Origin of the sequence: Klebsiella sp. YJ (assembly GCF_002108615.1) — a bacterium.
Classification (GTDB): Bacteria; Pseudomonadota; Gammaproteobacteria; order Enterobacterales; family Enterobacteriaceae; genus Klebsiella; species Klebsiella planticola.
This window is the reverse complement of sequence record NZ_MTEG01000012.1, coordinates 202,059-228,932: the sequence shown is the minus strand read 5'-3', so window position 1 is coordinate 228,932 and position 26,874 is coordinate 202,059. Positions and strand designations below refer to the sequence as shown.

At 52.5% G+C, this 26,874-nt stretch carries 24 protein-coding genes and 3 pseudogenes; 17 read left to right on the top strand and 10 right to left on the bottom strand.

The window, feature by feature from the left end:
- A partial coding sequence (locus tag BV390_RS14575) for a transketolase-like TK C-terminal-containing protein (protein WP_304442490.1) occupies window positions 1-1,172 on the top strand: 1,172 nt, incomplete at its 5' end.
- A gap of 303 nt (window positions 1,173-1,475) precedes the next feature.
- On the top strand, window positions 1,476-1,685 hold the full coding sequence (locus BV390_RS30705; RefSeq protein ID WP_046852274.1) for a response regulator: 210 nt from the start codon (window positions 1,476-1,478) through the stop codon (window positions 1,683-1,685).
- Window positions 1,686-1,732: 47 nt separating this feature from the next.
- Here BV390_RS30705 and BV390_RS14565 read toward each other — a convergent pair.
- Window positions 1,733-2,879, bottom strand: a pseudogene (locus BV390_RS14565) (IS3 family transposase).
- Window positions 2,880-4,113: 1,234 nt separating this feature from the next.
- On the opposite strand from BV390_RS14565, the gene BV390_RS14560 reads away from it, so the two are divergent.
- The 4 genes and pseudogenes from BV390_RS14560 to BV390_RS31500 all read left to right on the top strand — a co-directional run bounded on the left by BV390_RS14560 (window position 4,114) and on the right by BV390_RS31500 (window position 9,156).
- Window positions 4,114-5,622, top strand: coding sequence for a sugar ABC transporter ATP-binding protein (locus BV390_RS14560; RefSeq protein ID WP_046852277.1), 1,509 nt, complete (start codon window positions 4,114-4,116; stop codon window positions 5,620-5,622).
- Window positions 5,623-5,680: 58 nt separating this feature from the next.
- On the top strand, window positions 5,681-6,697 hold the full coding sequence (locus tag BV390_RS14555; protein ID WP_046852333.1) for an ABC transporter permease: 1,017 nt from the start codon (window positions 5,681-5,683) through the stop codon (window positions 6,695-6,697).
- A 71-nt stretch (window positions 6,698-6,768) separates the two neighbouring features.
- Window positions 6,769-7,761 carry a substrate-binding domain-containing protein gene (locus BV390_RS14550; RefSeq protein ID WP_369804322.1) on the top strand — a complete coding sequence of 331 codons (993 nt, stop codon included), beginning with the start codon at window positions 6,769-6,771 and terminating at the stop codon, window positions 7,759-7,761.
- A gap of 311 nt (window positions 7,762-8,072) precedes the next feature.
- Window positions 8,073-9,156 (top strand): annotated as a pseudogene (locus BV390_RS31500) (IS3 family transposase).
- Window positions 9,157-9,352: 196 nt separating this feature from the next.
- Here BV390_RS31500 and ychF read toward each other — a convergent pair.
- Together ychF and pth are read right to left on the bottom strand one after the other, a co-directional pair.
- Window positions 9,353-10,447 carry a redox-regulated ATPase YchF gene (ychF, locus tag BV390_RS14540; protein WP_032697407.1) on the bottom strand — a complete coding sequence of 365 codons (1,095 nt, stop codon included), beginning with the start codon at window positions 10,445-10,447 and terminating at the stop codon, window positions 9,353-9,355.
- Between the two features lie 117 nt (window positions 10,448-10,564).
- Entirely contained in the window at window positions 10,565-11,149 is a 585-nt protein-coding gene (gene pth / locus BV390_RS14535; RefSeq protein WP_004863551.1) for an aminoacyl-tRNA hydrolase, read from the bottom strand.
- Window positions 11,150-11,421: 272 nt separating this feature from the next.
- Here pth and ychH point away from each other — a divergent pair, with 272 nt between their 5' ends.
- On the top strand, window positions 11,422-11,697 hold the full coding sequence (ychH, locus tag BV390_RS14530; RefSeq protein ID WP_032687095.1) for a stress-induced protein YchH: 276 nt from the start codon (window positions 11,422-11,424) through the stop codon (window positions 11,695-11,697).
- 303 nt (window positions 11,698-12,000) lie between these two features.
- Window positions 12,001-12,144, top strand: a pseudogene (locus tag BV390_RS30700) (MerR family transcriptional regulator); the annotation flags it as partial.
- Here the strand turns inward: BV390_RS30700 and dauA are convergent.
- The 4 genes from dauA to lolB form a co-directional block, all read right to left on the bottom strand.
- Window positions 12,145-13,824, bottom strand: a complete 1,680-nt coding sequence (gene dauA / locus BV390_RS14525; RefSeq protein ID WP_085397057.1) for a C4-dicarboxylic acid transporter DauA — start codon at window positions 13,822-13,824, stop codon at window positions 12,145-12,147.
- 124 nt (window positions 13,825-13,948) lie between these two features.
- Complete coding sequence (prs, locus tag BV390_RS14520) at window positions 13,949-14,896, bottom strand: ribose-phosphate diphosphokinase (protein WP_004863536.1); 948 nt, start codon at window positions 14,894-14,896, stop codon at window positions 13,949-13,951.
- A gap of 178 nt (window positions 14,897-15,074) precedes the next feature.
- Complete coding sequence (gene ispE / locus BV390_RS14510; RefSeq protein ID WP_168185420.1) at window positions 15,075-15,926, bottom strand: 4-(cytidine 5'-diphospho)-2-C-methyl-D-erythritol kinase; 852 nt, start codon at window positions 15,924-15,926, stop codon at window positions 15,075-15,077.
- Window positions 15,926-16,537: a lipoprotein insertase outer membrane protein LolB gene (gene lolB, locus BV390_RS14505; RefSeq protein WP_032687099.1), complete on the bottom strand. Its 612-nt coding sequence runs from the start codon at window positions 16,535-16,537 to the stop codon at window positions 15,926-15,928. The genes ispE and lolB overlap by 1 nt, the downstream gene beginning before the upstream one ends.
- A gap of 273 nt (window positions 16,538-16,810) precedes the next feature.
- Between lolB and hemA the strand changes: the two genes are divergently transcribed.
- From hemA to kdsA, 6 genes are read left to right on the top strand one after another with little or no spacing between them, the layout of a single operon-like run.
- On the top strand, window positions 16,811-18,067 hold the full coding sequence (gene hemA / locus BV390_RS14500) for a glutamyl-tRNA reductase (protein WP_004863529.1): 1,257 nt from the start codon (window positions 16,811-16,813) through the stop codon (window positions 18,065-18,067).
- 41 nt (window positions 18,068-18,108) lie between these two features.
- Window positions 18,109-19,191, top strand: a complete 1,083-nt coding sequence (prfA, locus tag BV390_RS14495; protein WP_004863527.1) for a peptide chain release factor 1 — start codon at window positions 18,109-18,111, stop codon at window positions 19,189-19,191.
- Window positions 19,191-20,042 (top strand): peptide chain release factor N(5)-glutamine methyltransferase, encoded by an 852-nt coding sequence (gene prmC, locus BV390_RS14490; protein ID WP_046852282.1) that lies wholly within the window; start codon window positions 19,191-19,193, stop codon window positions 20,040-20,042. Before prfA ends, prmC begins: the two co-directional genes overlap by 1 nt.
- Window positions 20,039-20,431 carry an invasion regulator SirB2 gene (gene sirB2, locus BV390_RS14485; RefSeq protein ID WP_004863518.1) on the top strand — a complete coding sequence of 131 codons (393 nt, stop codon included), beginning with the start codon at window positions 20,039-20,041 and terminating at the stop codon, window positions 20,429-20,431. The genes prmC and sirB2 overlap by 4 nt, the downstream gene beginning before the upstream one ends.
- A 3-nt stretch (window positions 20,432-20,434) precedes the next feature.
- The gene (sirB1, locus tag BV390_RS14480) at window positions 20,435-21,247 is read left to right on the top strand and encodes an invasion regulator SirB1 (RefSeq protein ID WP_032687101.1); all 813 of its coding nucleotides are present in this window, start codon (window positions 20,435-20,437) and stop codon (window positions 21,245-21,247) included.
- 39 nt (window positions 21,248-21,286) lie between these two features.
- Window positions 21,287-22,141, top strand: coding sequence for a 3-deoxy-8-phosphooctulonate synthase (gene kdsA / locus BV390_RS14475; RefSeq protein ID WP_004863512.1), 855 nt, complete (start codon window positions 21,287-21,289; stop codon window positions 22,139-22,141).
- A gap of 117 nt (window positions 22,142-22,258) precedes the next feature.
- On the opposite strand, the gene chaA is transcribed toward kdsA, so the two are convergent.
- Window positions 22,259-23,359, bottom strand: coding sequence for a sodium-potassium/proton antiporter ChaA (chaA, locus tag BV390_RS14470; protein WP_032697402.1), 1,101 nt, complete (start codon window positions 23,357-23,359; stop codon window positions 22,259-22,261).
- Between the two features lie 264 nt (window positions 23,360-23,623).
- On the opposite strand from chaA, the gene chaB reads away from it, so the two are divergent.
- Complete coding sequence (gene chaB / locus BV390_RS14465) at window positions 23,624-23,854, top strand: putative cation transport regulator ChaB (RefSeq protein ID WP_032697401.1); 231 nt, start codon at window positions 23,624-23,626, stop codon at window positions 23,852-23,854.
- A gap of 150 nt (window positions 23,855-24,004) precedes the next feature.
- Entirely contained in the window at window positions 24,005-24,685 is a 681-nt protein-coding gene (locus tag BV390_RS14460; RefSeq protein ID WP_032697400.1) for a gamma-glutamylcyclotransferase, read from the top strand.
- Between the two features lie 31 nt (window positions 24,686-24,716).
- On the opposite strand, the gene BV390_RS14455 is transcribed toward BV390_RS14460, so the two are convergent.
- Both BV390_RS14455 and BV390_RS14450 read right to left on the bottom strand, forming a co-directional pair.
- The gene (locus BV390_RS14455; protein WP_004863495.1) at window positions 24,717-24,959 is read right to left on the bottom strand and encodes a DUF1883 domain-containing protein; all 243 of its coding nucleotides are present in this window, start codon (window positions 24,957-24,959) and stop codon (window positions 24,717-24,719) included.
- Window positions 24,960-25,199: 240 nt separating this feature from the next.
- Window positions 25,200-25,553 carry a DsrE/DsrF/TusD sulfur relay family protein gene (locus BV390_RS14450; protein WP_032687103.1) on the bottom strand — a complete coding sequence of 118 codons (354 nt, stop codon included), beginning with the start codon at window positions 25,551-25,553 and terminating at the stop codon, window positions 25,200-25,202.
- Between the two features lie 70 nt (window positions 25,554-25,623).
- Between BV390_RS14450 and nasR the strand changes: the two genes are divergently transcribed.
- Window positions 25,624-26,811, top strand: coding sequence for a nitrate regulatory protein NasR (nasR, locus tag BV390_RS14445; RefSeq protein WP_046852283.1), 1,188 nt, complete (start codon window positions 25,624-25,626; stop codon window positions 26,809-26,811).
- The last annotated feature ends 63 nt before the right edge of the window (window positions 26,812-26,874 follow it).

Genomic DNA, 26,874 nt, shown 5'->3' with positions numbered 1-26,874 from the left:
AAGCCCTGGGCTGGAAACACCCGGCCTTCGACATCCCGTCTGATATCTATGCGCAGTGGGATGCCAAAGAAGCCGGTCAGGCGAAAGAAGCGGCCTGGAACGAGAAGCTCGCCGCGTATGCCAAAGCCTTCCCGCAGGAAGCCGCTGAATTCACCCGTCGTATGAAGGGCGAAATGCCGGCAGACTTCGACGCCAAAGCGAACGAGTTTATTGCGAAGCTGCAGGCTAACCCGGCGAAAATCGCCAGCCGTAAAGCGTCGCAGAATGCGATTGAAGCGTTTGGCCCGTGGCTGCCGGAATTCCTCGGCGGCTCCGCTGACCTGGCGCCATCCAACCTGACCCTGTGGTCTGGTTCTAAAGCGATTAATGAAGACACCGCCGGTAACTATATCCATTACGGCGTGCGTGAATTCGGTATGACCGCGATCGCCAACGGGATCTCTCTGCACGGTGGTTTCCTGCCGTACACCTCCACCTTCCTGATGTTCGTGGAATATGCGCGTAACGCGGTGCGTATGGCGGCGCTGATGAAACAACGTCAGGTGATGGTCTACACCCACGACTCCATCGGCCTGGGCGAAGATGGCCCGACGCACCAGCCGGTAGAGCAGGTGGCGTCCCTGCGCGTGACCCCGAACATGTCCACATGGCGTCCGTGTGACCAGGTGGAATCGGCGGTGGCGTGGAAATACGGCGTTGAGCGTCATGACGGCCCGACCGCGCTGATCCTCTCCCGTCAGAACCTGGCACAGCAGGATCGTACTGCAGAGCAGCTGGCGAACATCGCCCGCGGTGGCTACGTGCTAAAAGACTGCGCCGGCTCGCAGCCGGAGCTTATCTTCATCGCCACCGGTTCTGAAGTCGAACTGGCGGTTGCCGCGTGGGATAAACTGACGGCCGAAGGGGTGAAGGCGCGCGTGGTCTCCATGCCGTCCACCGACGCGTTCGACAAGCAGGACGCGGCGTACCGTGAATCGGTGTTGCCGAAAGCGGTCTCTGCTCGCGTGGCCGTCGAAGCCGGCATCGCCGACTACTGGTTCAAATACGTGGGCCTGAACGGCGCTATCGTTGGCATGACCACCTTCGGTGAGTCTGCGCCGGCAGAGCAGCTTTTTGAATTGTATGGTTTCACCGTCACAAATGTAATTGAGAAAGCTAAGGCATTGTTGTAAATATTATGGATTGTACAGATGCTTATACTTTATTCTGAAATTAAATTAATCGTCCGGTAGTCTTAGAATAAGAAATTTGCATATTTACTGATAGCAATAGGGGGCTCCCCCTATTGCTATGCTATTAAAATAACCCTGTCCTATGGATAATTGCCATTTCGCCTGGGGCTTAAATGACTTGGATTTGATAGGGGGGATATCCAGGTAGGGGGTGTTATTATTGTTGTTTCATATAGCAATATATTCAATATGACCAAGTGCACTATTAACCATAAGTTCAAGAGTTGGTGATGAGGAACGTATGTGATTAATGTATTAATTGTTGATGATCACGCAATGATTTCTGAGTTAAATAAAACATATATGAACCAAGTCAAGGGCAGGTTTACCTGCACTGATGTTGCACGGGCGTTGGCAAAAGCAGAGAGTATTATTAATGAATATGCACAGAAAATTGACTTAGTTCTTCTTGATATATATGTTGGGGCAATGGACTATCATTACTTCTGCTGATCCGAGAATCTAGACAAAATATTGACGTTTGAATCGCTACGGATAATCTAGAGACTTCTGAGTGGTTGATAATATAGGTTTTCATATTCAGCCGGTGGCATCTGCTCGCTCGAGCCATGCCGACGCCTACTGTTATAAAACATTTCTATGTAATCAAAAATATCGCTTCTGGCTTCGTCTCTCGTTCCGTAGATCTTTTTCTTTATCCGTTCACGCTTCAGTAGCGGGAAAAAGCTTTCTGCAACCGCGTTGTCATGACAGTGACCGCGACGGCTCATACTGCCCTCCAGTCCGTGCGATTTCAGGAACGACTGCCATTCATAACTTGTGTACTGACTACCCTGATCAGAATGAACCAGTACCTGTTTTTGAGGATTACGTCGCCATACGGCCATCAGAAGCGCATTCAGGACAATATCTTTTGTCATTCGGGGTTGCATTGACCAGCCGATAATTTTGCGCGAAAACAGATCAACGACCACGGCAAGATACAGCCAGCCTTCGTGGGTTCTTATATAGGTTATGTCTGTTACCCAGCGTTCATCCGGTGCTTCCGGGTTGAACTGCCGCTGGAGCTTGTTGGGCGTCACAATACTGGCTTCACCTTTACGCGCCCGTGGACTTCGGTATCCGACCTGAGACTTTATCGCCACACGCTGCATCAACCGCCAGACTTTATTTACACCGCATTGTTGCCCGGTATCCCGCAGATCGAGATAGATCTTGCGATAGCCATAAACACAGCCCGATTCCAGCCAGAACTGCTTGATATGCCCCGTCAGCTTCAGGTCAGCATGATACCGTCGTGAATGTGGCTGCTGAAGCCTGGCGTAAAACCCACTCGATGCACATCCAGCACCTGGCAGAGCAGGCGGACAGGCCAGCAGCGATTGTTGTCACGGATAAAGGCGTACCTCAGTCGGACAGCTTTGCGAAGTACGCCGCGGCTTTTTTTAATATGTCCCGTTCGTCAGTAACCCGCTTCAGCTCCTTCTGGAGTCGGCGGATCTCGGCCTGAGCATCTGACTGCTCTTTATTGGTGGATGACTCCGGCCCGTACTTCTTTATCCAGGCGTAAAGACTGTGGGTAGTAATATCGAGACGTGTTGCGACGCTGGAAACAGAATGGCCAGGCTCAACAACCTGTTTTACCGCTTCAATTTTAAACTCTTTGGGATAACGTTTACCGCTCATGGCACCTCTCTTTAAGTCATCTTAAATGACTCTGAGGTGTCTGTTAAACCTGTGGCGATTCGGTTATTTTTTTCCTCGGCTTCAGATGCAGCAACTATTCAGTCGGCAATGTATTATGGCATCGTGGATTATCTGATTAAAACCTTTCAAGTTCCCTCGATTTGAAGAAGCCCTCAATAATTTACGTGAGAAAAAGAAATTTATACATACTCAACAAAATTATGGGCAATTGGATGTAGGCAAATTGTTGCATTTTGTCTCCGGGGAGTGTGTTAATAAACGAATGTTACCAAAAGGCATTACTCCTGAAACGTTGCGAATTATCGCTATTTGGGTTGACTCATGTTCGGATAAGGAGTTCTCTACAGATGATGGGGCTTCCGGTACTACCTTGTCCAGAGTATTATGTCGTAAATATTTAAACTGCTTGGTCAAAATAAATATTCTGTCAAGTTCCACACAATATAGGGTGACGGGGCGATCAGCCTGTAGTTATCGCTTGCCACCAGAATTTCTGGAGTTGCTAAAAAGCTTTTGTTAATAGCTATTATCATTGTTTAGATCCTCTTAAAAATACAATGTTCAGAAATGCATGTTTTCTCTATCTATCTTTTTGTGCTGGCGGTATGATTATGCGCACTCTAATTTCCCCAACAAGAAATTAATTGAAAATGATAACCTCATCAATCGTTACTACGATTATGAAGTATTGCTTAATTCATTTTGAATAAATCAAAATTATTGAAATATATATTTCATTAATACAATAAAATTGCACTCCCGATACCGTTCTGGCATGGCGGCATATAACACCGGATTACTGAGAACTGCTCTATGCCATGTCTAAGTTGCCTATATAACCCCCGGTAAGCGATATGTGTTCATAACGCTCAACATAGAAAACGAGAAATGAACAAATGATCATTAATGATTCTAATGATAATCATTTGAAAGACACTGTCTTACAAAAATTTGATTATCTACTGTAAAAGTTTAAAAGTGAGAAACGGTGTGGTTTTTTTATGATTGCTTGTTGTTTAAACAATGCGTTTTAACTTAATATTATGATAAATAATAATATTTTTTGTAGCTTTACTGTTTGTGTTACTTTAATGGATCTTTATAATAGATATTTTGTTTGATCGCTGTAACGGTTTTGGCGTAATGCTGTGGATGAAGTGTTATCTGTGAAGTACTGTTCTTATGTGTTGTATGTGATCATTTGAGGCAGGTTATGCATCCGAATACGTCGTCAGTAAAAACCCCTGAATACTTGTTAGAAGTGACAGGTCTCAGGAAGAAGTTTGGTGATGTGATTGCACTGAAGAATGCCGAGTTTTGTCTTAAGCGGGGTTCTGTTCATGCTCTGTGCGGTAGTAATGGTGCGGGAAAATCAACTTTTCTTAGTCTTCTTATGGGATTTATACGCCCTGATGAAGGCGATATTTTTGTTAACGGTCAGCGTTGTGAATTTGATAACCCCCGTCAGGCTCTGGCCGCGGGGATAGTCATTGTTCAACAGGAGTTGAGTGGTATAAAGGATCTTACCGTAGCAGAGAATATTTTTCTTGGTTCCGAACCAACTAGATTGGGTATGGTTGATTTCCAGAAACTGAACCAAAGAGCAGAAAGCTTATTACAGGAATTAGGTTTTTCAATATCACCAAGATCAAAAATGCTTCATTTAAGTGTTGCAGAGCAGCAACTTGTAGAAATCGCTAAAGCTCTTTCACATAAAAATGCCGAGATCATCATTATGGATGAACCAACATCGGCACTTGGCGAAGAGGATGCGCAAAAACTATTTCAGGCAATTAATAAATTAGCATCGTTGGGGAAAGGTATTATTTATGTCTCTCATAGATTGTCAGAAATATTTCAGATTGCAGATTCCTATACCGTGTTTCGGGATGGCGGCTATATTGGTGAAGGGGAAATTAAAAATATTACTCGTGACCAACTTATTGAGCAAATCATCGGGGGGGAAATTAATGGTGAGTTTGCTAAATATAATGAGCCTACCGATGAAGTAATGTTTCAGGTTAAAGGGCTAAACTGGAGGAAGCGCGTTAACAATGTCAGTTTATCATTAAAGCGGGGCGAGATATTAGGTATCTATGGCTTGGTAGGGGCAGGGCGAAGTGAATTGCTGGACCTTATTTTTGGCATTGAGCATGCTGACAGTGGAAGTATTCGTATTGGTGATAAAGTACTCCATCACCACTCGCCCGCTGAGTCGATTGAAGCCGGTATTGCTTATGTAACTGAAGATCGAAAAGAAACAGGTTTGGTGTTAAGTAGCTCAATAGCAGAGAATGTAAATATATCATCACTGGATTTAATTAGTAGGTTGAAGGTCGTTAATGACCGGAAATGGCGATGGCGGTCTGGTGATATGATCCGTGCTTTTAATATTAGAACCCCCGGGCACGAGCAGCTCGTTGTAAATTTGAGTGGTGGAAATCAGCAGAAGGTGGTGCTGGGACGCTGGGCATTGCTTGATCCCGAGGTATTATTGTTGGATGAACCAACGCGCGGCATTGATGTCGGTGCGAAAAAAGAAATTTATCGCTTTATGTCAGAGTTTGCATTGAAAGGAAAAGGAATTGTTATGGTTTCATCTGAACTCCCTGAGATCATTGGTATGAGTGACAGAATTATTGTGTTCAATAAAGGAAAGATCATGGGGGAAATATTACGTAGTGATGCCACTCAGGCGAAATTAATGTCACTGGCTGTTTAGCTGTAAACCCAATTAACATTCCTTTTCCGGAGCATGTATGAATATCTATATATCCTCCATGCAGGCCTTCCTGCATGCCGATAGTTTTAAAAAAATGATTAATCAATACGGGATTATTTTTGCATTTATAGGTTTGTGCTTAGTTATTGCCCTTGGTGGTGAGTGGGCTGTTGCGAATGGTACCTGGGGGGAAAACTACTTTTTGTCTCGCGAAAATACATTGATAGTGCTCCGTCAGATATCTATTAATGGAATTTTAGCTATTGGTATGACTTTCGTTATTATTACTGCGGGAGTTGATTTATCTGTGGGGTCCGTGTTGGGGTTAGCAGGAATTGTTGCCGCGCGGTTTGCAACATCGAGTTCATCGATGGCAATAGGAGGAAGCAACTGGTCATTGTTAATGCCTGTTGCGGTTGCGGTAGGAATTGGCCTTGCATGTGGATTCCTTAATGGCATTGTTTTAGGTAAATATCGGTTGCAGCCATTCATTGTGACAATGGGAATGTTGTCTGCCGCTCGCGGACTTACATTATTAACCACAGATGGAAACCCAGTTTCTCAGCTGAATAATGATTTTCGCTGGCTAGGAAATGGTTACGTACTTGGTATCCCTGTACCCGTGTTGATTTTCTTGGCCCTGTTTTTCATTGCATGGTTTGTTCTGAATAAGATGACCTTTGGCCGTTATGTTTACGCAGTAGGTGGTAATGAGAAAAGTGCACGCACATCCGGTATTAATGTGCTGCGAATAAAAGTTGTTGTATACACACTATGCGGTGCATTGGCTGCTATTGCTGGTCTTATTTTAACAGCGCGAACCGGCTCTGCACAAACTGGCGCAGGGGCTTCCTATGAGCTGGATGCAATTGCTGCTGTAGTGATTGGTGGTACGAGTATGGCTGGCGGGATCGGGACATTGCGAGGAACATTATTTGGAGTATTGATTATCGGCGTGATGAATAATGGTCTTGATTTGCTCGGTGTTCAGTCTTATTACCAGCAAATTATTAAAGGTGCCCTGATTGTATTCGCTGTCATGCTCGATCCGTCCCGTAAGCAAACCCGTGAGTGAGTTTTGGAAATTTATTTTTTACTTAAGTGAATAACACTAATACCCTACGAGGAGTTGAAATGAAAAATTCGATGAAGTTAAACCTGCTTGCGACCATTCTGGCTTTATCTCTTCCCGCGACAGCGGTTCAGGCTGCACCAGTAAAAATTGCTGTATTGATGTATGGCATGAAAGCAGAGTTTGTTCAGTTAATGGAAAAAGCTGCACAGGATCATCCTGCGATTAAGAGTGGAGATGCCACGGTAACTGTTTTTGATGGGCGTTACGATCCTATGGTTCAAAATAACCAGGCAGAAACAGCTATTCGTACCCATTATGATGCCATTATTGTCAACCCTGCCGATTTTGAAGCTAATGTAGATGTTGTCACGATGGCCAACGAAGCCGGTATTCCTGTAGTAGTGACTAACTCTCGTTTAAATACTGATAAAGCAACCAGCGAAGTAGTTTCGGATGACATTAAGGGAGGGTATCTTGAAGCGAAGGCTGTCCTGAACAAAATGCATTGCCAGGGCAATGTGGTGATCCTTGAAGGACCGATTGGTATTTCAGGTCAAATTCAACGTGGTCAGGGGAACGATCAGGCAATTAAGGAGTGCGGCCCAGGAAAAATCACCGTTCTTGAGCGTAAGACTGCAAACTGGTCAAGGGCTGAAGCTATGCCCCTGATGGAGAACTGGTTACAAAAACATCGGGGTAAAATCAATGGAGTCATTGGTCAAAACGATGAAATGGCTCTGGGAGCGATTGAAGCCATTAAAGGTTCTGGTCTGAATGTTAAAGATTTTGCAATTGCTGGCGTAGATGGTGTCTCTGATGCGCTTCGTTTGGTGAAAAATGGTGAGATGATGTCTATTTTGCAGGATGGTCGGGCACAGATGCAGGGGGCAATTGATGTCGCTCTACGTGCTGTTAAAGGTAAAGATTACAAGCCGCAGTCTCCTGTTTGGTCCCAGTATAGTGAAACCCTGAAATGGAATGATGGTCAGTCAAAAATGTATGAAATCCCATGGACTGAAGTTACTACTGATAATGCCGATAAATTGTTACAGATGCGAAAATAACTACTATTCTATAAATATAGTTTCTGCTTAGCACTTCTATACGAAAATTTATATCAATCATTAAAAGCGTGGTTGCGAAAGCAATCGCGCTTTCTGATGCTGTAAAGAGATTTTTCATCAAGGTACATGTTTAATAGAATATTGCTCAGTGTTACTATATTGTTATTATTATTGGAATAGTGAGCTCCAACTCTGAGTGTTGACAATAATATCAGGGGGGCTTGATTGAATATGTAAGTATTCCGCTTAATCGGACTATTCACTTTTAGAGATCTTCAGACATACTGAATATGTCCTTTAAGGAGATCACCATGCGCAAAGCCCGATTTACTGAGCACCAGATCATCACTGTACTGAAGTCCGTCGAAGCAGGCCGGACCGTCAAAGATGTCTGCCGCTAGGCCAGCCAGCTTGGAAGGCGAAATATGGTGGGATGGAAGCGGCTGATATTAAAAAGCTCAAGGAGCTGGAAGACGAGAACCGTCGGTTCAAACAAATGTTTGCCGACTTGAGTCTGGAATGCCGCGCCCTAAAAGACGTTATTGAAAAATGCTTTAAAACCGGCGATAAAGCGTGAGCATGTCAGCTATCTGACGGCGCAATTTTCCATAAGCTTACGCCAGGCATGCAGGATGTTATCGCTGAGCAGGAGCGCGTACCTTTACTAGCCTGACACCCGCCGGGATGAACTGGTGATCCTGGCACTGACTGAGCTGGTAGAACGTTATCCGCGATATGGTTTCAAGAAGCTGTTTCAGGTGCTTCGCAGGTAGGGCACAGTCTGGAACCATAATCGTGTCCATCGAATTTACTGCCTGTTAAAGCTGAATTTTCGTCGTAAAGGAAAGCCGCGTTTGCCGGTGCGTAACCCAGCACCACTGGCCACGCCAGAAGCGTTAAACCAAAGTTGGTCTATCGATTTTATGCGCGATGCGCTGGTCTGCGGCAGGCGCTTTCGGACCTTCAATGTGGTGGATGATTTTAATCGTGAAGCGCTGGTGATAGAAATCGACCTGAGTATCCCGAACGGGGGGAACGGGTGCTCGCAAGGATAGCGGTAAACCGTGGATATCCGCTGAAGATGCGGATGGATAACGGACCGGAACTGGTGTCGCTGGCCCTGGCACAATGGTCGGGAGAACGCGGGGTGATGCTGGACTTTATCAGGCCTGGTAAGCCAACGCAGAATGCCTTTATCGAACGGTTCAACCGGACGTACCAGACAGAAATACTGGATTTTTATCTGTTCAGAATGCTGAATGAAGCGCGGGGAATTACAGAGCGCTGGCTGAATATAACAATGAGCGCCCCCGTGAGTCCCTGAATAACCTGACGCCGGACGAGTACCGGCTGATGGCTCAAAACCCGGAAATCTCAAAAAATGTGTGGAACTAAAACGGGTGTGCTTACAAACTCACCTAAAATAAAGATGGAATAATGTTTTACTCATCCAATTACTCATTTTTGACTGCGTTGTTACGAGATGAATTGAGACTCTGTGAAATGAAAAATCCACGCATTTGCGTGGATTTTATAAGGTTTGTTAATCTTCATGAGATTCAATGAAACCTCATGAGACGACAAATTTTATTTAGACGTTGAACAGGAAGTTCATAACGTCGCCATCTTTAACGATGTAGTCTTTCCCTTCGGCGCGCATCTTACCGGCTTCTTTTGCCCCTTGCTCACCTTTGTAAGCGATAAAGTCTTCATAGGCGATGGTCTGGGCACGGATAAAGCCTTTTTCGAAGTCGGTGTGGATTTTGCCTGCCGCCTGCGGAGCGGTCGCGCCAACAGGGATAGTCCACGCGCGAACTTCTTTGACGCCAGCGGTAAAGTAGGTCTGCAGGTTCAGCAGTTCGTAACCGGCACGGATCACGCGGTTCAGGCCCGGCTCTTCAAGACCCAGCTCGGCCATGAACTCATCGCGGTCGGCATCGTCCAGTTCAGCGATATCAGACTCGACAGCAGCGCACACGGCGACCACTACGGAGCCTTCAGCTGCGGCGATCTCGCGAACTTTATCGAGGTACGGGTTATTCTCAAAACCGTCTTCGTTCACGTTAGCGATGTACATGGTCGGCTTCAGCGTCAGGAAGCTCAGGTATTTGATGGCGGCCTTGTCTTCTTCGGTCAGGTTTTTCAGCGCGCGCAGCATGCCGGCATTTTCCAGCTGCGGCAGGCATTTTTCCAGCGCCGCCAGCTCAGCTTTCGCGTCTTTATCGCCGCCTTTCGCTTTCTTCTGTACGCGGTGAATCGCACGTTCGCAGGTATCGAGGTCGGAAAGCGCCAGCTCGGTGTTGATCACATCGATGTCGTCTGCCGGATCCACTTTGTTATTCACGTGGATGATGTTGTCGTTCTCGAAGCAGCGCACCACGTGACCGATAGCTTCGGTTTCACGGATGTTGGTCAGGAACTGGTTACCCAGACCTTCGCCTTTGGACGCGCCTTTCACCAGGCCCGCGATGTCGACGAATTCCATGGTGGTCGGCAGAATGCGCTGTGGTTTGACGATTTCAGCCAGCTTGTCCAGACGCGGATCGGGCATCGGCACGACACCGGTGTTCGGCTCAATGGTACAGAAGGGGAAGTTGGCCGCTTCAATACCCGCTTTGGTGAGCGCATTGAACAGGGTGGATTTGCCGACGTTGGGCAAACCGACGATACCGCATTTGAATCCCATGATTTAAATCACCTTAATCTTTGGATAATCAACCTGTTACAGTGAACAGATTGCAGAAAAGTAAATAGCTTTGGCTATTATACACCGTGCGCGGCAAAAATTCCGCACGTCGACCGGTTATTGCGCTTTAAAAGCGTGTAAACGGTTGGTCGCTTTGGTGAGACCTTCTTTCAGCCACACCTCGGTGCAACGCGCCGCTTCGTCAACGGCTTCATCAATCAGTTTCTGTTCGCTCGCCGGAGGTTTACCCAGCACAAAGCCGACAACCTTGTTTTTATCGCCCGGATGGCCAATTCCGACACGTAAGCGATGAAAGTTGGGGTTATTACCGAGCTTGCTGATGATATCTTTCAGACCGTTGTGGCCGCCGTGGCCGCCACCGAGCTTAAATTTTGCCACCCCGGGCGGCAGATCCAGCTCATCGTGCGCCACCAGAATCTCATCCGGATTAATGCGGTAGAAGGTGGCGATCGCCGCCACGGCTTTGCCGCTGAGATTCATAAAGGTGGTCGGGACCAACAGGCGGACATCTTCGCCGGCAAGGTTAATCCGCGAGGTGTAACCGAAGAATTTGCTCTCTTCGCGCAGCGGGGCGCGATGGCGGTCAGCCAGTAAATCTACGTACCAGGCACCAGCATTGTGCCGGGTCGCCGCGTATTCTGCGCCGGGGTTTGCCAGGCCGACAATCAGTTTTATCGTCACTTTTCTATCCTGCTTGGGTCGTTCTCTGGCGCGTAGTGTACTGTTTGCCGAGGCGGTTGACAAAATTCTGCCGCCTCAACGGCGGGGAAAGAGATAATTACCCTTATGAACCATTAGAATTTGATGTTGTTCAGTAAGTTATTTGTAAGTTTTTGTTGATTTGATATTAACTAATGTGATCGCCGACGCAATCAACCTTATCCCCATTGTCTATACTATACCTATAAGTTTTGGGGATATTCCCAGGTAACCCAAGGTTCCGGAGGTGACATATGAAACGCAGAAACGCTTCGTTACTCGGTAATGTACTGATGGGTTTAGGATTGGTCGTCATGGTTGTTGGCGTTGGTTACTCTATTTTAAACCAGCTTCCGCAGCTTGACCTGCCGCAGTTCTTCGCTCATGGCGCGATTTTAAGTATTTTTGTCGGCGCCGTTCTCTGGCTCGCAGGAGCGCGCGTTGGCGGGCATGAACAGGTTTGCGACAAATACTGGTGGGTCCGCCATTACGATAAACGCTGCCGCCGCGATCAGCACCGCCATAGCTAAGCCAGTTCACCGCGCCGGCCGTCTCACGGCGGGTGCGCTTGCATAACGTATTCATTTGCAGCCAGCTGCCTTCCCGGTAGCTGGCTGTTTTACTTTCGCGTCGCCTCTTTTCTTCGGCTCAACGCGTTTGCGGCCCGGGCTGCACCTCCACCATACAATACCTTCTCTTTAACACTTAACCCTGACGAAACGTCAGGCGGCGGAGTGGCGCTATGGTCGAACAACAGGCGCAGTGATGTTAATCAGGTGGGTGAACCGGCGAGACGTGCCGGAATGACCGTCCGCACGCTACCTGACTATGAACAAACTGAGCAAAAATGCCGCTTTGCGATGGAGCGCGAACCGCACCTGATGAAAGGGACCTGGATGACGCCGGAGAAGTCTGGCTGGCTCTGGCAGGCAACTGGCGTGATGATGACGCAGGCGCATGCGCCCGCGTCACGATAGTTAAATGTCTGCCAGAGCGGCAGCACGGTCGGGATAGAAGCTCAGGCGCCCCGGAATCGGCTGAACGCCCGCCCGTGCCAGCGTGCGCAGCGGCTGAAACTCGAGATTAGAGACGCGCAGTTCACAGCCTTCCGGCAGTTTGTTGACGAAGCGCTGGAAGGCATCCAGCCCGCCGGCATCCAGTACCGGCACCGCATCCCATTTCAGAACCACGATCCGCTTCCCTGCAATCCGCGTTTCCAGATCGTTAAACAGCCCTTCGGCAGCGGCAAAGAAGAGGGGGCCGATAACCCGCAGGACCAGCACATCGTCGGGCACATCAACGTTAACCGGCGCCAGATGGGTCATGCGCGCAATGCGGCGCATGAACAGCAGCGAGGCCAGTACGATACCGACGCTGATAGCGATGACCATATCAAACAGTACGGTCAGCGACATGCACATCAGCATCACCAAGATGTCGTCCTTCGGCGCGTAGCGCAGCAAATTCACCACCTTGTGCGCCTCGCTCATATTCCACGCCACCATCAGCAGCAGCGCCGCCATCGCAGACAGCGGAAGCCAGGAGAGCAGCGGCGCCAGCACCAGCAGCGCCATAATGACCAGCAGCGCATGGATAACGGCGGACACCGGCGATGTTGCGCCGGCGCGGACGTTAGCCGCTGAACGGGCAATGGCGGCGGTGGCGGTAATCCCGCCAAAGAAAGGGGCGATGATATTGCCGAGACCCTGACCTATCAGTTCGCTGTTGGCTTTGTGCTTAGTGCCGGTCATCCCGTCGAGCACCACCGCACACAGCAGTGATTCAATCGCGCCGAGCATCGCCATCGAGAAGGCCGCCGGCAGCAGCGCCTGCAGTGACGCCCAGCTGAGCGTAAAGTCGGAGCCTGGCATATCCCACGGCAGCACCAGCTGCGGCAGCAGCTGCGGGATCCCGTTACCCTGGCTACCGTCAGCCAGAATATAGTGGAACTGAGAGCCGATGGTCGCGACGTGGCCGCCCATAAGATTGACGATCGCCATCACCGCACAGCCTGCCAGCAGCGCAGGCAGGTGGCCGGGCAGGCGGATCCCCAGACGCGGCCAAAGGATCAGCGTGCCAAGGGTGACTACGCCAATCGCCGCATCGCCGGGATTGGCCGTCGGCAGCGCCATGACCAGGGCGGAGACCTTCTGCAGATAGTGCTCGGGAACGTGCGCCATCTGCAGACCAAGAAAATCTTTTATCTGCATGGTACCGATAGTGATACCAATACCGGAGGTAAACCCGAGGGTAACGGACAGCGGGATATATTCAATTAAGCGGCCAAAGCGGGCGAGGCCGAAAAGAATTAAAAAGACCCCGGACATCAACGTCGCCACCAGCAGTCCGGCCAGGCCAAACTGCTGTGACACCGGATAGAGGATGACCACAAAGGCGGCGGTTGGCCCGGATACGCTAAAGCGCGAGCCGCCGGTCAGGGCGATAATAATCCCGGCGACGGCGGCAGTATAAAGTCCATACTGCGGCGCGACACCGCTGCCAATAGCCAACGCCATTGCCAGAGGAATAGCAATAATCCCGACCGTGATCCCGGCGATCAGATCGCGGGTGAAACGGGACAGCGTGTATTTTTCTTTCCAGCAAGCATCGATGAGGGCGCGGAAAGGCATCACATGTGAGGAAAATAATCTGTTCACAATAATGTTTCATCCATGGGCGCATCATCTGTCAACTAAATGGCAGGTGAAGGAGGCATTAGTCATACAAATTGGATTCAGAGACAAAAAAACCCGCCGCAGCGGGTTTTTTGGCCGGGCTCGATTAGTGTTCGAACATAGCAGAGATAGATTCTTCGTTGCTGATACGACGAATCGCTTCTGCCAGCATGCCAGACAGCGTCAGCGTACGTACTTTTTCCAGCGCTTTGATTTCCGGCGCCAGCGGAATAGTATCGCAGACGACGAATTCATCAATCACAGAGTTTTTAATGTTCTGGATAGCATTGCCGGAGAAGATCGGGTGAGTGGCGTAAGCAAATACGCGTTTCGCACCACGTTCTTTCAGCGCTTCAGCTGCTTTACACAGCGTGCCGCCGGTATCGATCATATCGTCAACCATAACGCAGTCGCGGCCGGCAACGTCACCGATGATGTGCATCACCTGAGAAACGTTAGCGCGCGGACGGCGTTTGTCGATGATAGCCATATCGGTATCGTTCAGCAGTTTGGCGATAGCGCGCGCACGCACCACGCCACCGATGTCCGGAGAAACCACGATCGGGTTATCCAGGTTCAGCTGCAGCATATCTTCCAGCAGAATAGGGCTGCCGAATACGTTATCAACCGGAACGTCGAAGAAGCCCTGGATCTGTTCTGCATGCAGGTCAACGGTCAGTACGCGGTCAACGCCAACGCTGGACAGGAAATCGGCAACCACTTTCGCGGTAATCGGCACACGCGCAGAACGCACACGACGGTCCTGACGAGCATAGCCGAAATAAGGGATAACAGCGGTGATACGACCCGCCGAAGCGCGACGCAGAGCATCAACCATAACAACCAGTTCCATCAGGTTGTCGTTGGTGGGAGCACAAGTGGACTGGATGATGAAAATATCACCACCGCGTACGTTTTCATTGATTTGTACGCTGACTTCGCCGTCGCTAAAACGACCTACAGCGGCGTCGCCAAGAGAAGTGTACAGGCGGTTGGCAATACGTTGTGCTAGTTCCGGGGTGGCGTTACCAGCAAAAAGCTTCATATCAGGCACGAGAAGAACCTCAGGCATGCGTCCAGTGGTGGATGAAAAGCGCCAGAAACCGTGCGGGCGGCACTCTTCTATCCAGGCGGTGTATTTAAAGAGAACGATGCAACGTCTGGAACAGGGTGACGTTGTCACCGTTACTCAATTTGCCCGGCGTACTAAGGTAATTCGTGCAAAAGCAGAACTACCTGGGTAGGGCTAGCTTGAGCGGGGAGATATTAACTCCTCGCGCTACAAAGCCTTGTAGCCATTCCGGGGCTTGCTCCAGCACCTGACGAGCGGCAGATTCGGTGTCAAATTCAGCAAAGACACAGGCTCCTGTGCCAGTCAGGCGCGACGGCGCATATTCTAACAGCCAGGAAAGCGCCGCATCAACCTCGCGAAAACGTTTTCTTGCGATAACCTCGCAATCATTGCGAAATTCACATTTTAGTAACGTACTTATTGACCTGACCGGGGTATTTCGTGGTAGCTCGGGGTCACGGAAAATGATCGGCGTCGGAATACTGACCCCAGGATGAGCGACCAGGTACCACTTTTCTGGCGGTTCGACCGGCGTCAGAATCTCGCCAATGCCTTCGGCAAAGGCGGCGTGGCCGCGCACGAATACCGGCACATCGGCGCCAAGACTCAGCCCCAGCGTCGCCAGCTCCTCTTCCGACAAGCCACAGCCCCACAGATGATTCAGCGCCACCAGCACCGTCGCGGCGTTGGATGAACCGCCGCCCAGACCGCCGCCCATTGGCAGGCGTTTGTCGATGCTGATATCGGCGCCGCTACCGGCGGGAAGCTGTCCGGATGCCGTCGCCGCCTGCATCAGCAGCCTTGCGGCGCGAATAATCAGATTCTCTTCATCGGGTACGCCGGCAACCGGCGTCAGCAGGCGCAGCACACTGTCATGACGCGGTTCGATAGTTAAGGTGTCGCCATAATCAAGGAACTGAAACAACGTCTGCAGGGTGTGATAACCATCGGCACGCTGTCCAGTGATGTACAAAAACAGGTTCAGCTTTGCAGGAGAGGGCCAGCGGGTCATCATTTCACAATCCAGTTATCCATTTTCAGCTTGATACGCTGACTGCCGTTGTTCAGCTCCATGTTGGCCGGCAGCGATGGCTGAGTATCGCTGGTATAGCCGCCGTAGGTGACGTGCCAGGTTTTGCCGTTCTGCGTATAGTTCAGTTCGCTCAGGCGGTATTTATCGTCCAGCGAGTAGTCGGTGGCGTCGCCCGGCAGGCCGACGATCCACTGGCGCAGGCTGTTTAGCGGAATCGGCATTCCGGTCAGGCGGCCAATCATCTCTTCGGCATCGGTCGCCGTATAGGTCTGGCCCTTGTTATCGATCAGCGTCACGCTGCCCGGCTGGGCGGTCAGCGACAGTTCGGTGCTGCCTAACGGGTTGGTCAGCAGCAGGCGATAGCGATCCTGGCCGGTTTGCTGCCAGAAGAAGCGAGCGTATACTTTTTGTTCATCAGAGAGGTAAGCGAAGGCACCGCGGGTCTGGTATTGGCTCAGATTGCGGACATCCTGCTGGTGCTGACGCCACTGAGGAGAGTCAGGGCTTTTGCCAGGGCCTTTCGGGGCGTTGAGTGTACAGGCGGTCAGGACCAGGCTTGCCAGCGGTAACAGGCGGAGCAGTCGATTCATAATGATGACAAATCCTTGATGTCTACAGTGAAATCCGGCGACGGGTCGGTACGCACACGATTTGTGTAGCGGGTTACAATTATAACCCTTAATGCTAGCGTTGCCCGGCGATAGCGTCTACGTTCAAATTGTCTGAAATCAAAAAATTACCGTTAATGGCTTTTAAGCCCGATGCCTATTACTCCAAAAGGGGAGCGTCTCTTTTATTGATTCCGCGCATCCTGTATGATGCGCTCAGACTAACCTTAGCAACGCTGGTACTACTCCCTCACAATGACCCTTTTAGCTCTTGGCATTAATCACAAAACAGCCCCGGTCGCGCTGCGAGAACGCGTAACGTTTTCGCCGGACACGCTCGATAAGGCGCTGGAGAGCTTGCTGGCTCAGCCAATGGTGCAGGGCGGTGTGGTGCTGTCGACCTGTAACCGTACGGAGCTGTATCTCAGCGTTGAGGAACAGGATAATCTGCAGGAAGCGCTCATCCGCTGGCTGTGTGATTACCACCATCTTAATGAAGAAGACCTGCGTAAAAGTCTGTACTGGCATCAGGATAATGATGCGGTCAGCCATCTGATGCGCGTCGCCAGCGGTCTTGATTCGCTGGTGCTTGGCGAACCACAGATTCTGGGACAGGTGAAAAAAGCCTTCGCCGATTCCAGCCGCGGTCACCTCAACGTCAGCGAACTGGAGCGGATGTTCCAGAAGTCGTTCTCGGTGGCAAAACGCGTGCGCACCGAAACCGATATCGGCGCCAGCGCGGTCTCCGTGGCTTTCGCCGCCTGTACGCTGGCGCGACAAATCTTCGAATCCCTTTCAAGCGTGACGGTGCTGCTGGTCGGTGCCGGGGAAACCATCGAACTGGTGGCGCGTCATCTGCGTGAACACAACGTGCGCAATATGGTGATTGCTAACCGTACCCGCGAGCGTGCGCAGGCTCTGGCCGAGGAAGTCGGTGCGGAGGTTATCGCCCTGAGCGATATCGACGAGCGACTAAAAGAGGCCGACATCATCATCAGTTCGACCGCCAGCCCGCTGCCGATTATCGGTAAGGGGATGGTGGAGCGTGCGCTGAAGGCGCGGCGTAATCAGCCGATGCTGCTGGTTGATATCGCGGTGCCTCGCGATGTCGAACCCGAAGTGGGTAAGCTGGCGAACGCCTATCTGTACAGCGTAGACGATCTGCAAAACATCATTCAGCATAACCTGGCGCAGCGTAAAGCCGCGGCGGTACAGGCGGAAACGATCGTCGAGCAGGAAACCAGCGAATTTATGGCCTGGCTGCGAGCCCAGAGCGCCAGCGAGACTATCCGCGAATATCGTTCCCAGTCCGAGCAGGTCCGTGAGGAGCTGACGGCGAAAGCGCTGGCTGCGCTGGAGCAGGGCGGCGATGCGCAGGAAATCATGCAGGATCTGGCGCGCAAGCTGACCAATCGCCTGATCCACGCACCAACCAAATCTCTTCAGCAGGCAGCCCGTGACGGGGATGATGAACGCCTGCATATTCTGCGCAACAGCCTCGGGCTGGAATAGCGCACATTTCTCTTTTTTCAGGACAGGGTGAATTCACGCCTATGAAGCCTTCTATTGTTGCCAAACTGGAAGCTCTGTACGAACGCCATGAGGAAGTTCAGGCGCTGCTGGGTGATGCTGCGACCATCGCCGATCAGGATCGATTCCGCGCGCTGTCGCGGGAATATGCGCAGCTGAGCGACGTGGCGCGCTGCTATACCGAATGGCGCCAGGTGCAGGACGATATCGAAACTGCGCAGATGATGCTCGACGATGCGGAAATGCGCGAAATGGCGCAGGAAGAACTGCGCGACGCGAAAGCGAAAAGCGAAGAGATGGAGCAACAGCTGCAGGTGCTGCTGCTGCCGAAGGATCCGGATGATGAACGCAACGCCTTTGTCGAAGTCCGCGCCGGTACCGGCGGTGATGAAGCGGCGCTGTTTGCCGGCGATCTGTTCCGGATGTACAGCCGTTACGCCGAATCCCGCCGCTGGCGCGTGGAGATCATGAGCGCCAACGAAGGCGAACATGGCGGTTATAAAGAGGTGATTGCCAAAATCAGCGGCGATGGCGTGTATGGCCGTCTGAAATTTGAGTCCGGCGGTCATCGCGTACAGCGCGTGCCGGCCACCGAATCCCAGGGCCGTATTCACACCTCCGCCTGTACCGTGGCGGTGATGCCGGAGCTGCCGGAAGCCGAAATGCCGGATATTAACCCCGGCGATTTGCGGATTGATACTTTCCGCTCCTCCGGGGCCGGCGGTCAGCACGTTAACACCACCGATTCGGCGATCCGTATTACCCACCTACCGACCGGGATAGTGGTGGAGTGCCAGGACGAGCGTTCGCAGCACAAAAACAAAGCCAAAGCGCTGTCGGTACTCGGTGCGCGTATTCGCGCCGCGGAAATCGCTAAGCGTCAGCAGGCGGAAGCCTCAACCCGGCGTAACCTGCTGGGCAGCGGCGATCGCAGCGATCGTAACCGCACCTATAACTTCCCGCAGGGCCGCGTGACCGACCACCGCATCAACCTGACCCTCTATCGTCTGGACGAAGCGATGGAAGGGAAACTGGATATGCTGATTGAGCCGATTGTGCAGGAATATCAGGCCGATCAGCTGGCCGCGCTTTCCGAGCAGGAATGATGACCTTTCAACAGTGGCTGGCGCAGGCGATTGCCCGACTGAGCGCGAGTGAAAGCCCGCGACGCGACGCCGAGATCCTGTTAGGGCACGTGACCGGCCGGGCGCGGACCTGGCTTCTCGCCTTCGGTGAAACGGTGCTGACCGGGGAACAGCAGGCGCAGCTGGAGACGCTGCTGAGCCGCCGCCAGCGCGGCGAGCCGATAGCCCACCTGGTGGGCGAGCGTGAGTTCTGGTCGTTGCCGCTGCTGGTTTCCCCCGCAACGCTTATTCCGCGCCCGGATACCGAATGCCTCGTCGAGCAGGCGCTGGCGCGGCTGCCGGCTACGCCGTGCCGGATTCTGGATTTAGGTACCGGCACCGGCGCGATCGCCCTGGCGTTAGCCAGTGAACGCCCGGACTGTCAGGTAACGGCGGTGGATTTCATGCCCGATGCGGCGGCATTAGCCGCGCGTAACGCTGAGCGCCTTGCCATCACTAACGTCAGCGTGCTGCAAAGCCACTGGTTCAGCGCGCTGGCCGGGCAGCGGTTCGCCATGATTGTCAGCAACCCGCCCTATATCGACGAAGCCGATCCGCATCTTGAGCAGGGCGATGTTCGTTTTGAGCCAAAAACGGCGCTGGTTGCCGCCGATAACGGTCTGGCCGACCTCGCGCATATCATCCGGGAAGGACGCCGTTTCCTGACGCCCGACGGACTGATGCTGCTGGAACACGGCTGGAAGCAGGGGGACGCGGTACGGGCGCTGTTCCGTGAAGCGGGTTACCACGATGTGACGACCTGCCGTGACTACGGCGATAATGACCGCCTGACGACAGGGCGGTTTTCCGGCATGGAGAAAGCTGGCATATGAATCTGTTTAGCGCGGTGCTGTATCTGCATATAGCGTGTGTGGTGGTTTCCGTCAGTTTATTTACGTTGCGCTACTGGTGGACCTACAGCGGCAATGCCCGGCTGAACCAGCGCTGGGTGCGTATTGCGCCGCACTGCAGCGACACGCTGTTATTTCTGAGCGGCGCAGGATTAATGGCCATAACGCACTATCTGCCTTTCACTGAAGACGGCTCATGGCTGACTGAAAAGCTGTTTGGCGTTATTATTTACATCGCATTGGGTTTTATCGCGCTGGGCCGTCGTCGCCCGCGCAGCCAACAGAGTCGGTTTATTGCCTTTCTGTTGGCTTTGGTGGTGTTGTTCATCATCATACAACTCGCCATTACAAGAACACCGTTACTGGGGTAAGTCATGAGGTCATTAGCTGATTTCGAATTTAATAAAGCGCCATTGTGCGATGGCATGGTCCTCATTTCTGAATTAATCCGCGACGATTTTCCGACGCACTATGTGCAGGATGAACTGGAGCGGCTGCTGGGGCTGGCGCAGGAGGAAATTGCCTCCTCCTGGGATCAGGAGCGTCAGCTGGAGCGGCTGCTGGAGCTGTTCTACCATGAGTGGGGCTTTCGCGATTCCCACGGCGTTTACCGGCTGTCTGATGCTTTGTGGATCGACAAAGTCCTGATTAATCGTCAGGGGAGCGCGGCGTCATTAGGGGCTATCGTGCTGTGGATTGCCCAGCGCCTGTCGCTGCCGCTGGTGCCGGTTATCTTCCCGACGCAGCTGCTGCTGCGCGCCGACCCGGAAACCAGCGAAGAGATGTGGCTGATTAACCCGTTCAACGGTGAAACGCTCAACGAACACACGCTGGAAGTCTGGCTGAAGGGCAATATTAGTCCGGTTGCCGAGCTGTTCAATGAGGATCTCGACGAGGCGGATAACGCCGAAGTGATCCACAAGCTGCTCGACACCTTAAAATCGGCGCTGATGGAAGAGCGGCAGATGGAGCTGGCCCTGCGTGCCAGCGAAGCGCTGCTGCAGTTTAATCCGGAAGATCCGTACGAGATTCGCGACCGCGGGCTGATCTACGCCCAGCTTGATTGCGATCATGTTGCGCTGCTGGATTTGAGCTATTTCGTCGAACAGTGTCCGGAGGACCCGATCAGCGAAATGATCCGCGCGCAAATTAACACCATTTCGCATAAACAAATTACTCTTCACTAATCTGGAATGAATCCGGTTACACCCTGATAAGGCGATCTTATGAAACAAAAAGTGGTTAGCATTGGTGATATCAACGTAGCAAACGACCTGCCTTTCGTCCTGTTTGGTGGGATGAACGTGCTGGAATCCCGCGATCTCGCGATGCGCATCTGCGAACACTATGTGACCGTCACGCAGAAGCTGGGCATTCCTTACGTGTTCAAAGCCTCTTTTGATAAAGCCAACCGTTCTTCCATTCACTCCTATCGGGGGCCGGGTCTGGAAGAAGGGATGAAAATTTTCCAGGAGCTGAAGCAGACCTTCGGCGTGAAAATCATCACCGACGTTCATGAAGCAAGCCAGGCGCAGCCGGTTGCTGACGTGGTTGACGTTATCCAGCTGCCAGCTTTCCTGGCGCGCCAGACCGATCTGGTTGAAGCGATGGCGAAAACCGGCGCGGTGATCAACGTGAAGAAACCGCAATTTGTCAGCCCGGGCCAGATGGGTAACATCGTCGACAAGTTTATCGAAGGCGGTAACGACAAAGTTATCCTCTGCGATCGCGGGGCGAACTTCGGCTATGACAACCTGGTTGTCGACATGCTGGGCTTTGGCGTGATGAAGAAAGTGTCCAACAACTCGCCGGTTATCTTCGACGTGACCCACGCGCTGCAGTGTCGCGACCCGTTTGGCGCTGCGTCCAGCGGTCGTCGTGCTCAGGTGACCGAGCTGGCGCGTGCCGGTATGGCAACCGGCCTGGCAGGGCTGTTCCTCGAAGCGCATCCGGACCCGGAACATGCGAAATGCGATGGCCCGTCCGCGCTGCCGCTGGCTAAACTGGAGCCGTTCCTGAAGCAGATCAAAGCGATTGACGATCTGGTGAAGAACTTTGAAGAGCTGGATACCAGCAACTAATTCAGCGCGCCTGAATGCGAAAAGCCTGCCCGTTGTAAAACCGGCAGGCTTTTTTTATGCACCAGTAACGGTGAACAACGCTCCCCCGGCCGACGCAACGGCGCCGGGGGAGAGCGGTCAGGCAAAAATGGTCATCAGATAAGCGGCGAAGAGCGCCAGGTGCGCGGCGCCGTTCAGCACATTGGTGCGCCCGGTAGAGAAGGAGATCTGGCACAACAGCAGCGAGGCGACCATCACAATCATTTCCGGTGCGCCAAGACCAAATTGCAGCTCATTGCCGGTTAAGAAGGCGATTAAGGTGACCACCGGCACGGTCAGCGAAATCGTCGCCAGCACCGAACCGAAGAACAGGTTCATCGCGCGCTGCACCTGATTGTTGAGTACCGCTTTCAATGCGCCGAGCCCTTCCGGCGAGAGAATCAGCAGCGCGACCAGGAAGCCGGTAAAGGCCACCGGCGCGTTCATGCTGGTCAGCAGCGTCTCAAGCGGGTTCGCATTCATCTTGGTGACCGCGATAACGGCGACCAGGTGAATTAACAGCCATGCGGTGTGCCAGGCGCTGCTGTGGGCGGACGGTTTGCCGTGATGCGGGTCGTCGTCGTCGCCGTCGTCTTCATGCTCATAAATAAACAGGCTCTGGTGGGTTTTGGTCTGAATCAACAGAAACACGCCGTACATGGCAGCGGAAATCAGCGCTACCAGCAGCGCCTGCCCGGTGCTGAAATTCGCGCCCGGTAGCGCCATCGGAAAGACCAGCACAATAATCGCCAGCGGGAACAGGGCGATGAGATACTGCTTGATACCAAACAAATTCATGTACTGGGTGGCGAATTTACGCCCGCCCAGCAGCAGAGAAAAGCCGACCAGACCGCCAGTGACAATCATAATGATTGAATAGAGCGTATCGCGCATCAGCGTCGGGGCCGCGTCGCCGGTTGCCATTAAGGCAGAAATCAGGCTGACTTCAAGAATCACCACGGAAAGACTTAAAATTAACGAACCGTACGGCTCGCCGAGGCGGTGGGCGAGAACGTCCGCGTGGCGTACAACGCTGAATGCGCTACACAGAATGCCCACTAAGGCCAGAATGTTAATGCCAATGACCGCTGGCAGTGACTGACTACTTCCGAAGAAGATAAGCACCGCCAGCGCCAGAATCGGGAAAACAAGCGATGTCTCCTTGTGGCGGGTTTTCACCGCCTCATGTACATGCGTCATGAACCATCTCCATTTATGCAGGTGTTATAATTATAGATACCGTAAGTAGATAAAATAACAGACATTTTGCTATCTGAATTGTTTTTTTACTTAAATTTACGGCTATTGTTAACTAATGCTCTGAAATTGTCATAACTTATCATTATTTCAATTTTGTATTTATTATTCATATAATTACTGAAAATGCTTATAGCTTATACTTCGCCTTGAAAGCCCTCAATCAGCGTCACAGACTTATATTTTCACCACCATTCGGAGGTGCATATGCCTTATCGCAGTAAACAAGCGTTACCCGATAGCGTCCAGCACGTGTTGCCGGCCCATGCCCAGGAGATCTATAAAGAAGCGTTTAATAGCGCCTGGGAGCAGTATAAGCATAAAGCGGACCGGCGGGACGACGCCAGCCGTGAAGAGACGGCGCATAAGGTCGCCTGGGCTGCGGTCAAGAATGACTATCAAAAAGGGGACGATGATAAGTGGCATAAGAAAAAATAATCGCTCCTGCTGCCTCATCTGCTGCTCAGCGCCTTGCCAGCGTGTCGTTCATTGCTTATTGTCGGCGAAAGCTGGATAATAATTCGGCAATATTTCACGGATGCCATCAGATAATCGCCGGGAAGCGGGCAGTGGCGGAGGTAGTAGACAGTGTTAACACGTGATTTCTTAATCAATGCGGATTGTAAGACGGCGTTTGGTGCTATTGAGGAATCGCTTCTCTGGTCGGCAGAGCAACGGGCCGCTTCCCTGGCGGCAACGTTGGCCTGTCGTCCGGATGCCGGCTCAGTATGGATTTTTGGCTACGGTTCGCTGATGTGGAACCCGGCTCTTGAGTATCGCGAAACCTGTACCGGTACGCTTCCGGGCTGGCATCGCGCCTTCTGCCTGCGGCTGACCGCCGGGCGGGGCAGCGCCTGCCAGCCGGGGCGCATGCTGGCGCTGAAAGAGGGCGGGCGTACCACCGGCGTGGCCTATCGACTCCCTGATGAGACGCTGGAAGATGAGCTGACGCTGCTGTGGAAGCGGGAGATGATCACCGGTTGCTATATGCCGACCTGGTGTAAGCTGGATCTCGATGACGGGCGGACGGTGAACGCGCTGGTGTTTATTATGGATCCTCGCCATCCGCTGTTCGAACCGGATACCCGCGCCCAGGTCATTGCGCCGCTGATCGCCAAAGCCAGCGGGCCGCTCGGCACGAATGCCCAGTACCTGTTCTCCCTGGATCAGGAACTACGCAAACTCGGTATGCACGATGATTGTCTTGACGATCTTGTCGGGACAGTACGCACGCTGCTGGGAGAGAACAGCCAGCCGGGGCTGGCCTGAAAAATGCCCGGGCTATCCCGGGCAGGTGCTATCAGGCGGGAACGTAGCTAATGGAGTGCTCCAGTGACTGGCTGTGGCTATCGATCAGTACGTTCCAGGTGCCGTTATACGGCACGGTCAGATAGGCGCTGTCGCGATCCTGGACGCTCAGAATATCCGCATGGCTGTCGCCGGCAGCCTTCGCGCTCATCAGGTGAATATGGCAGCGTTCAGAACAACGAACCACCAGCGTATCACCGCCAAACAACATCAAACTTGCTTTAACCATTGCCATTTATCTACCCCGTTGTTGTCTGTCTACAGCATCCTGCCTGCTCAATCCCGCGCGTGATATTGTTCACACTTTACTCATGGCATAACACCAAATGGGGGGCAGACGAATGCTGATTTTGATCAAAAAAAGGGATAAAGATTAAACAAAAATGATGTTCTTCCTGAAAGCATTCAGCTGACATATCTTTTCGATTAACAAACGCGGCCTCGGTGATATTAAATCCCGTCAGAGGCCCTTTCTTCAGAAGGTCAGGATTTTATCGGCCGCCAGCGTCCACTGCGCCAGCTCCACCAGTGTACCAATCTCCACGCCGTCAATCAGCGGCAGCGCGGTGATACCGCGGCCATCGGTGCAGGTTTTGCACAATTTCACCGGGACATTCTGGGCGGTGAGGATCTCCAGCATTTGCTGAATGTTATAGCCTTCCGCCGGCTTCTGTCCTCGCAGGCCAGCCGTCACCGCGTCAGACATTAAAAACAGCTTCAGATCGAGTTCAGACTGCTGTTCACGCAGGGCAATCGCCAGGCGCAGGCTATTGAACAGCGATTCGCTACCGTAGGCGGCGCCGTTGGCGATAATCACAATACTTTGCATAAGGACTCCTTGGTATAAGGCACGGTTATTGCTTGTGGTTAAAGTATAAAGCGTTGACCCGGGAGGGGGTATGAATAATACGGCTGGCATCACGCCTGAGGCCAACAGGTGGTTTCATCGCGCGCGGCAGCTGCAAAAAGAGCAGCTACGCCAGCTGGCGCAGCAGGGGACGTTGGCAAGCCGGATAAGCGCGCTGGTACACATGCTACAGTGCGAACGCGGCGCGTCCAACCTTTGGCTCTGCTCCGCTGGACGGCTCTATGCCGCGGAGTGCCGGGCGGGCTCGGCGCTGGTGGATGAGCAGCTTATCGCCTTTCGCGAGGCGCTGGAAGCGGTGCGGGAGTGCGCCAGCGGCGCGCTGTGCTGGCGGATTGCCAGCGCACTCTGGTATCTGGAACAGTTGTTGACGCTGCGCGACGCCGTGCGCGGCCGCGCTATCATCGCCGAAGAGGCGACAAACCAGTTTAGTCGCATTATCCGCCACTTATTAAATATTGTCCCGCAGCTCAACGACAGCATTGACGACCCGCAAATTGCCGGGCGCATGGTGGCGCTCTACAGCTTTATGCAGGGGAAAGAGCTGGTGGGGCAGGAGCGCGCGCTGGGGGCATCCGGCTTTGCCCGCGGTCAGTTTAGCGATGAGCTTCGTCAGCTGCTGGTGGACAGAATCGATGGTCAGCAGCCCTGTTTTGACAGTTTCCAGGCGCTGGCGGAGGTGCCGCAGACCACGCTGTTTATGACCCAGTGCCAGGCCAGTCTGGAAATTGAGCAGCTGCGGCGGATCGCCTGTACCCGACAGCCCCCGGCGGATGAGGGGGAGACGGCGTTGCGTTGGTTTTGCGCCCAAACGCAGCGTCTGGAGCAGATGCGCGGTCTGGAAGAGCGGCTGATTGACGACCTATTGAGCGTCGCCGATAAACTGCTCAGCGGCGAAGCGCCGCCCGCCATCTGGCCGGAGGAAGAGGGGGACGACGGCATCGCGCGCCGTCTCGACAAACAGCTGCTGCCGCTGGTTCGCCAGCAGGCCTTCGAACTCCAGCAGCTCTCCGGGCAACTGGCCTCACTAAAAGATACGCTCGAAGAGCGCAAGCTGATTGAAAAAGCGAAAAGCGTGCTGATGGATCATCAGGGAATGCAGGAAGAACAGGCCTGGCAGACGTTGCGGAAAATGGCGATGGATAAGAACCAGAGGATGGTGGAAATCGCCCGTGCGCTGCTGACGGTAAAGGCGTTGTGGTCCATAACTCCAAAGGAGTAGATGCACGATGGTTGGGCAAAGGCTGCCTGTCAGCGGTGCAATTAGTGGGGGGAAGCCGCCCCG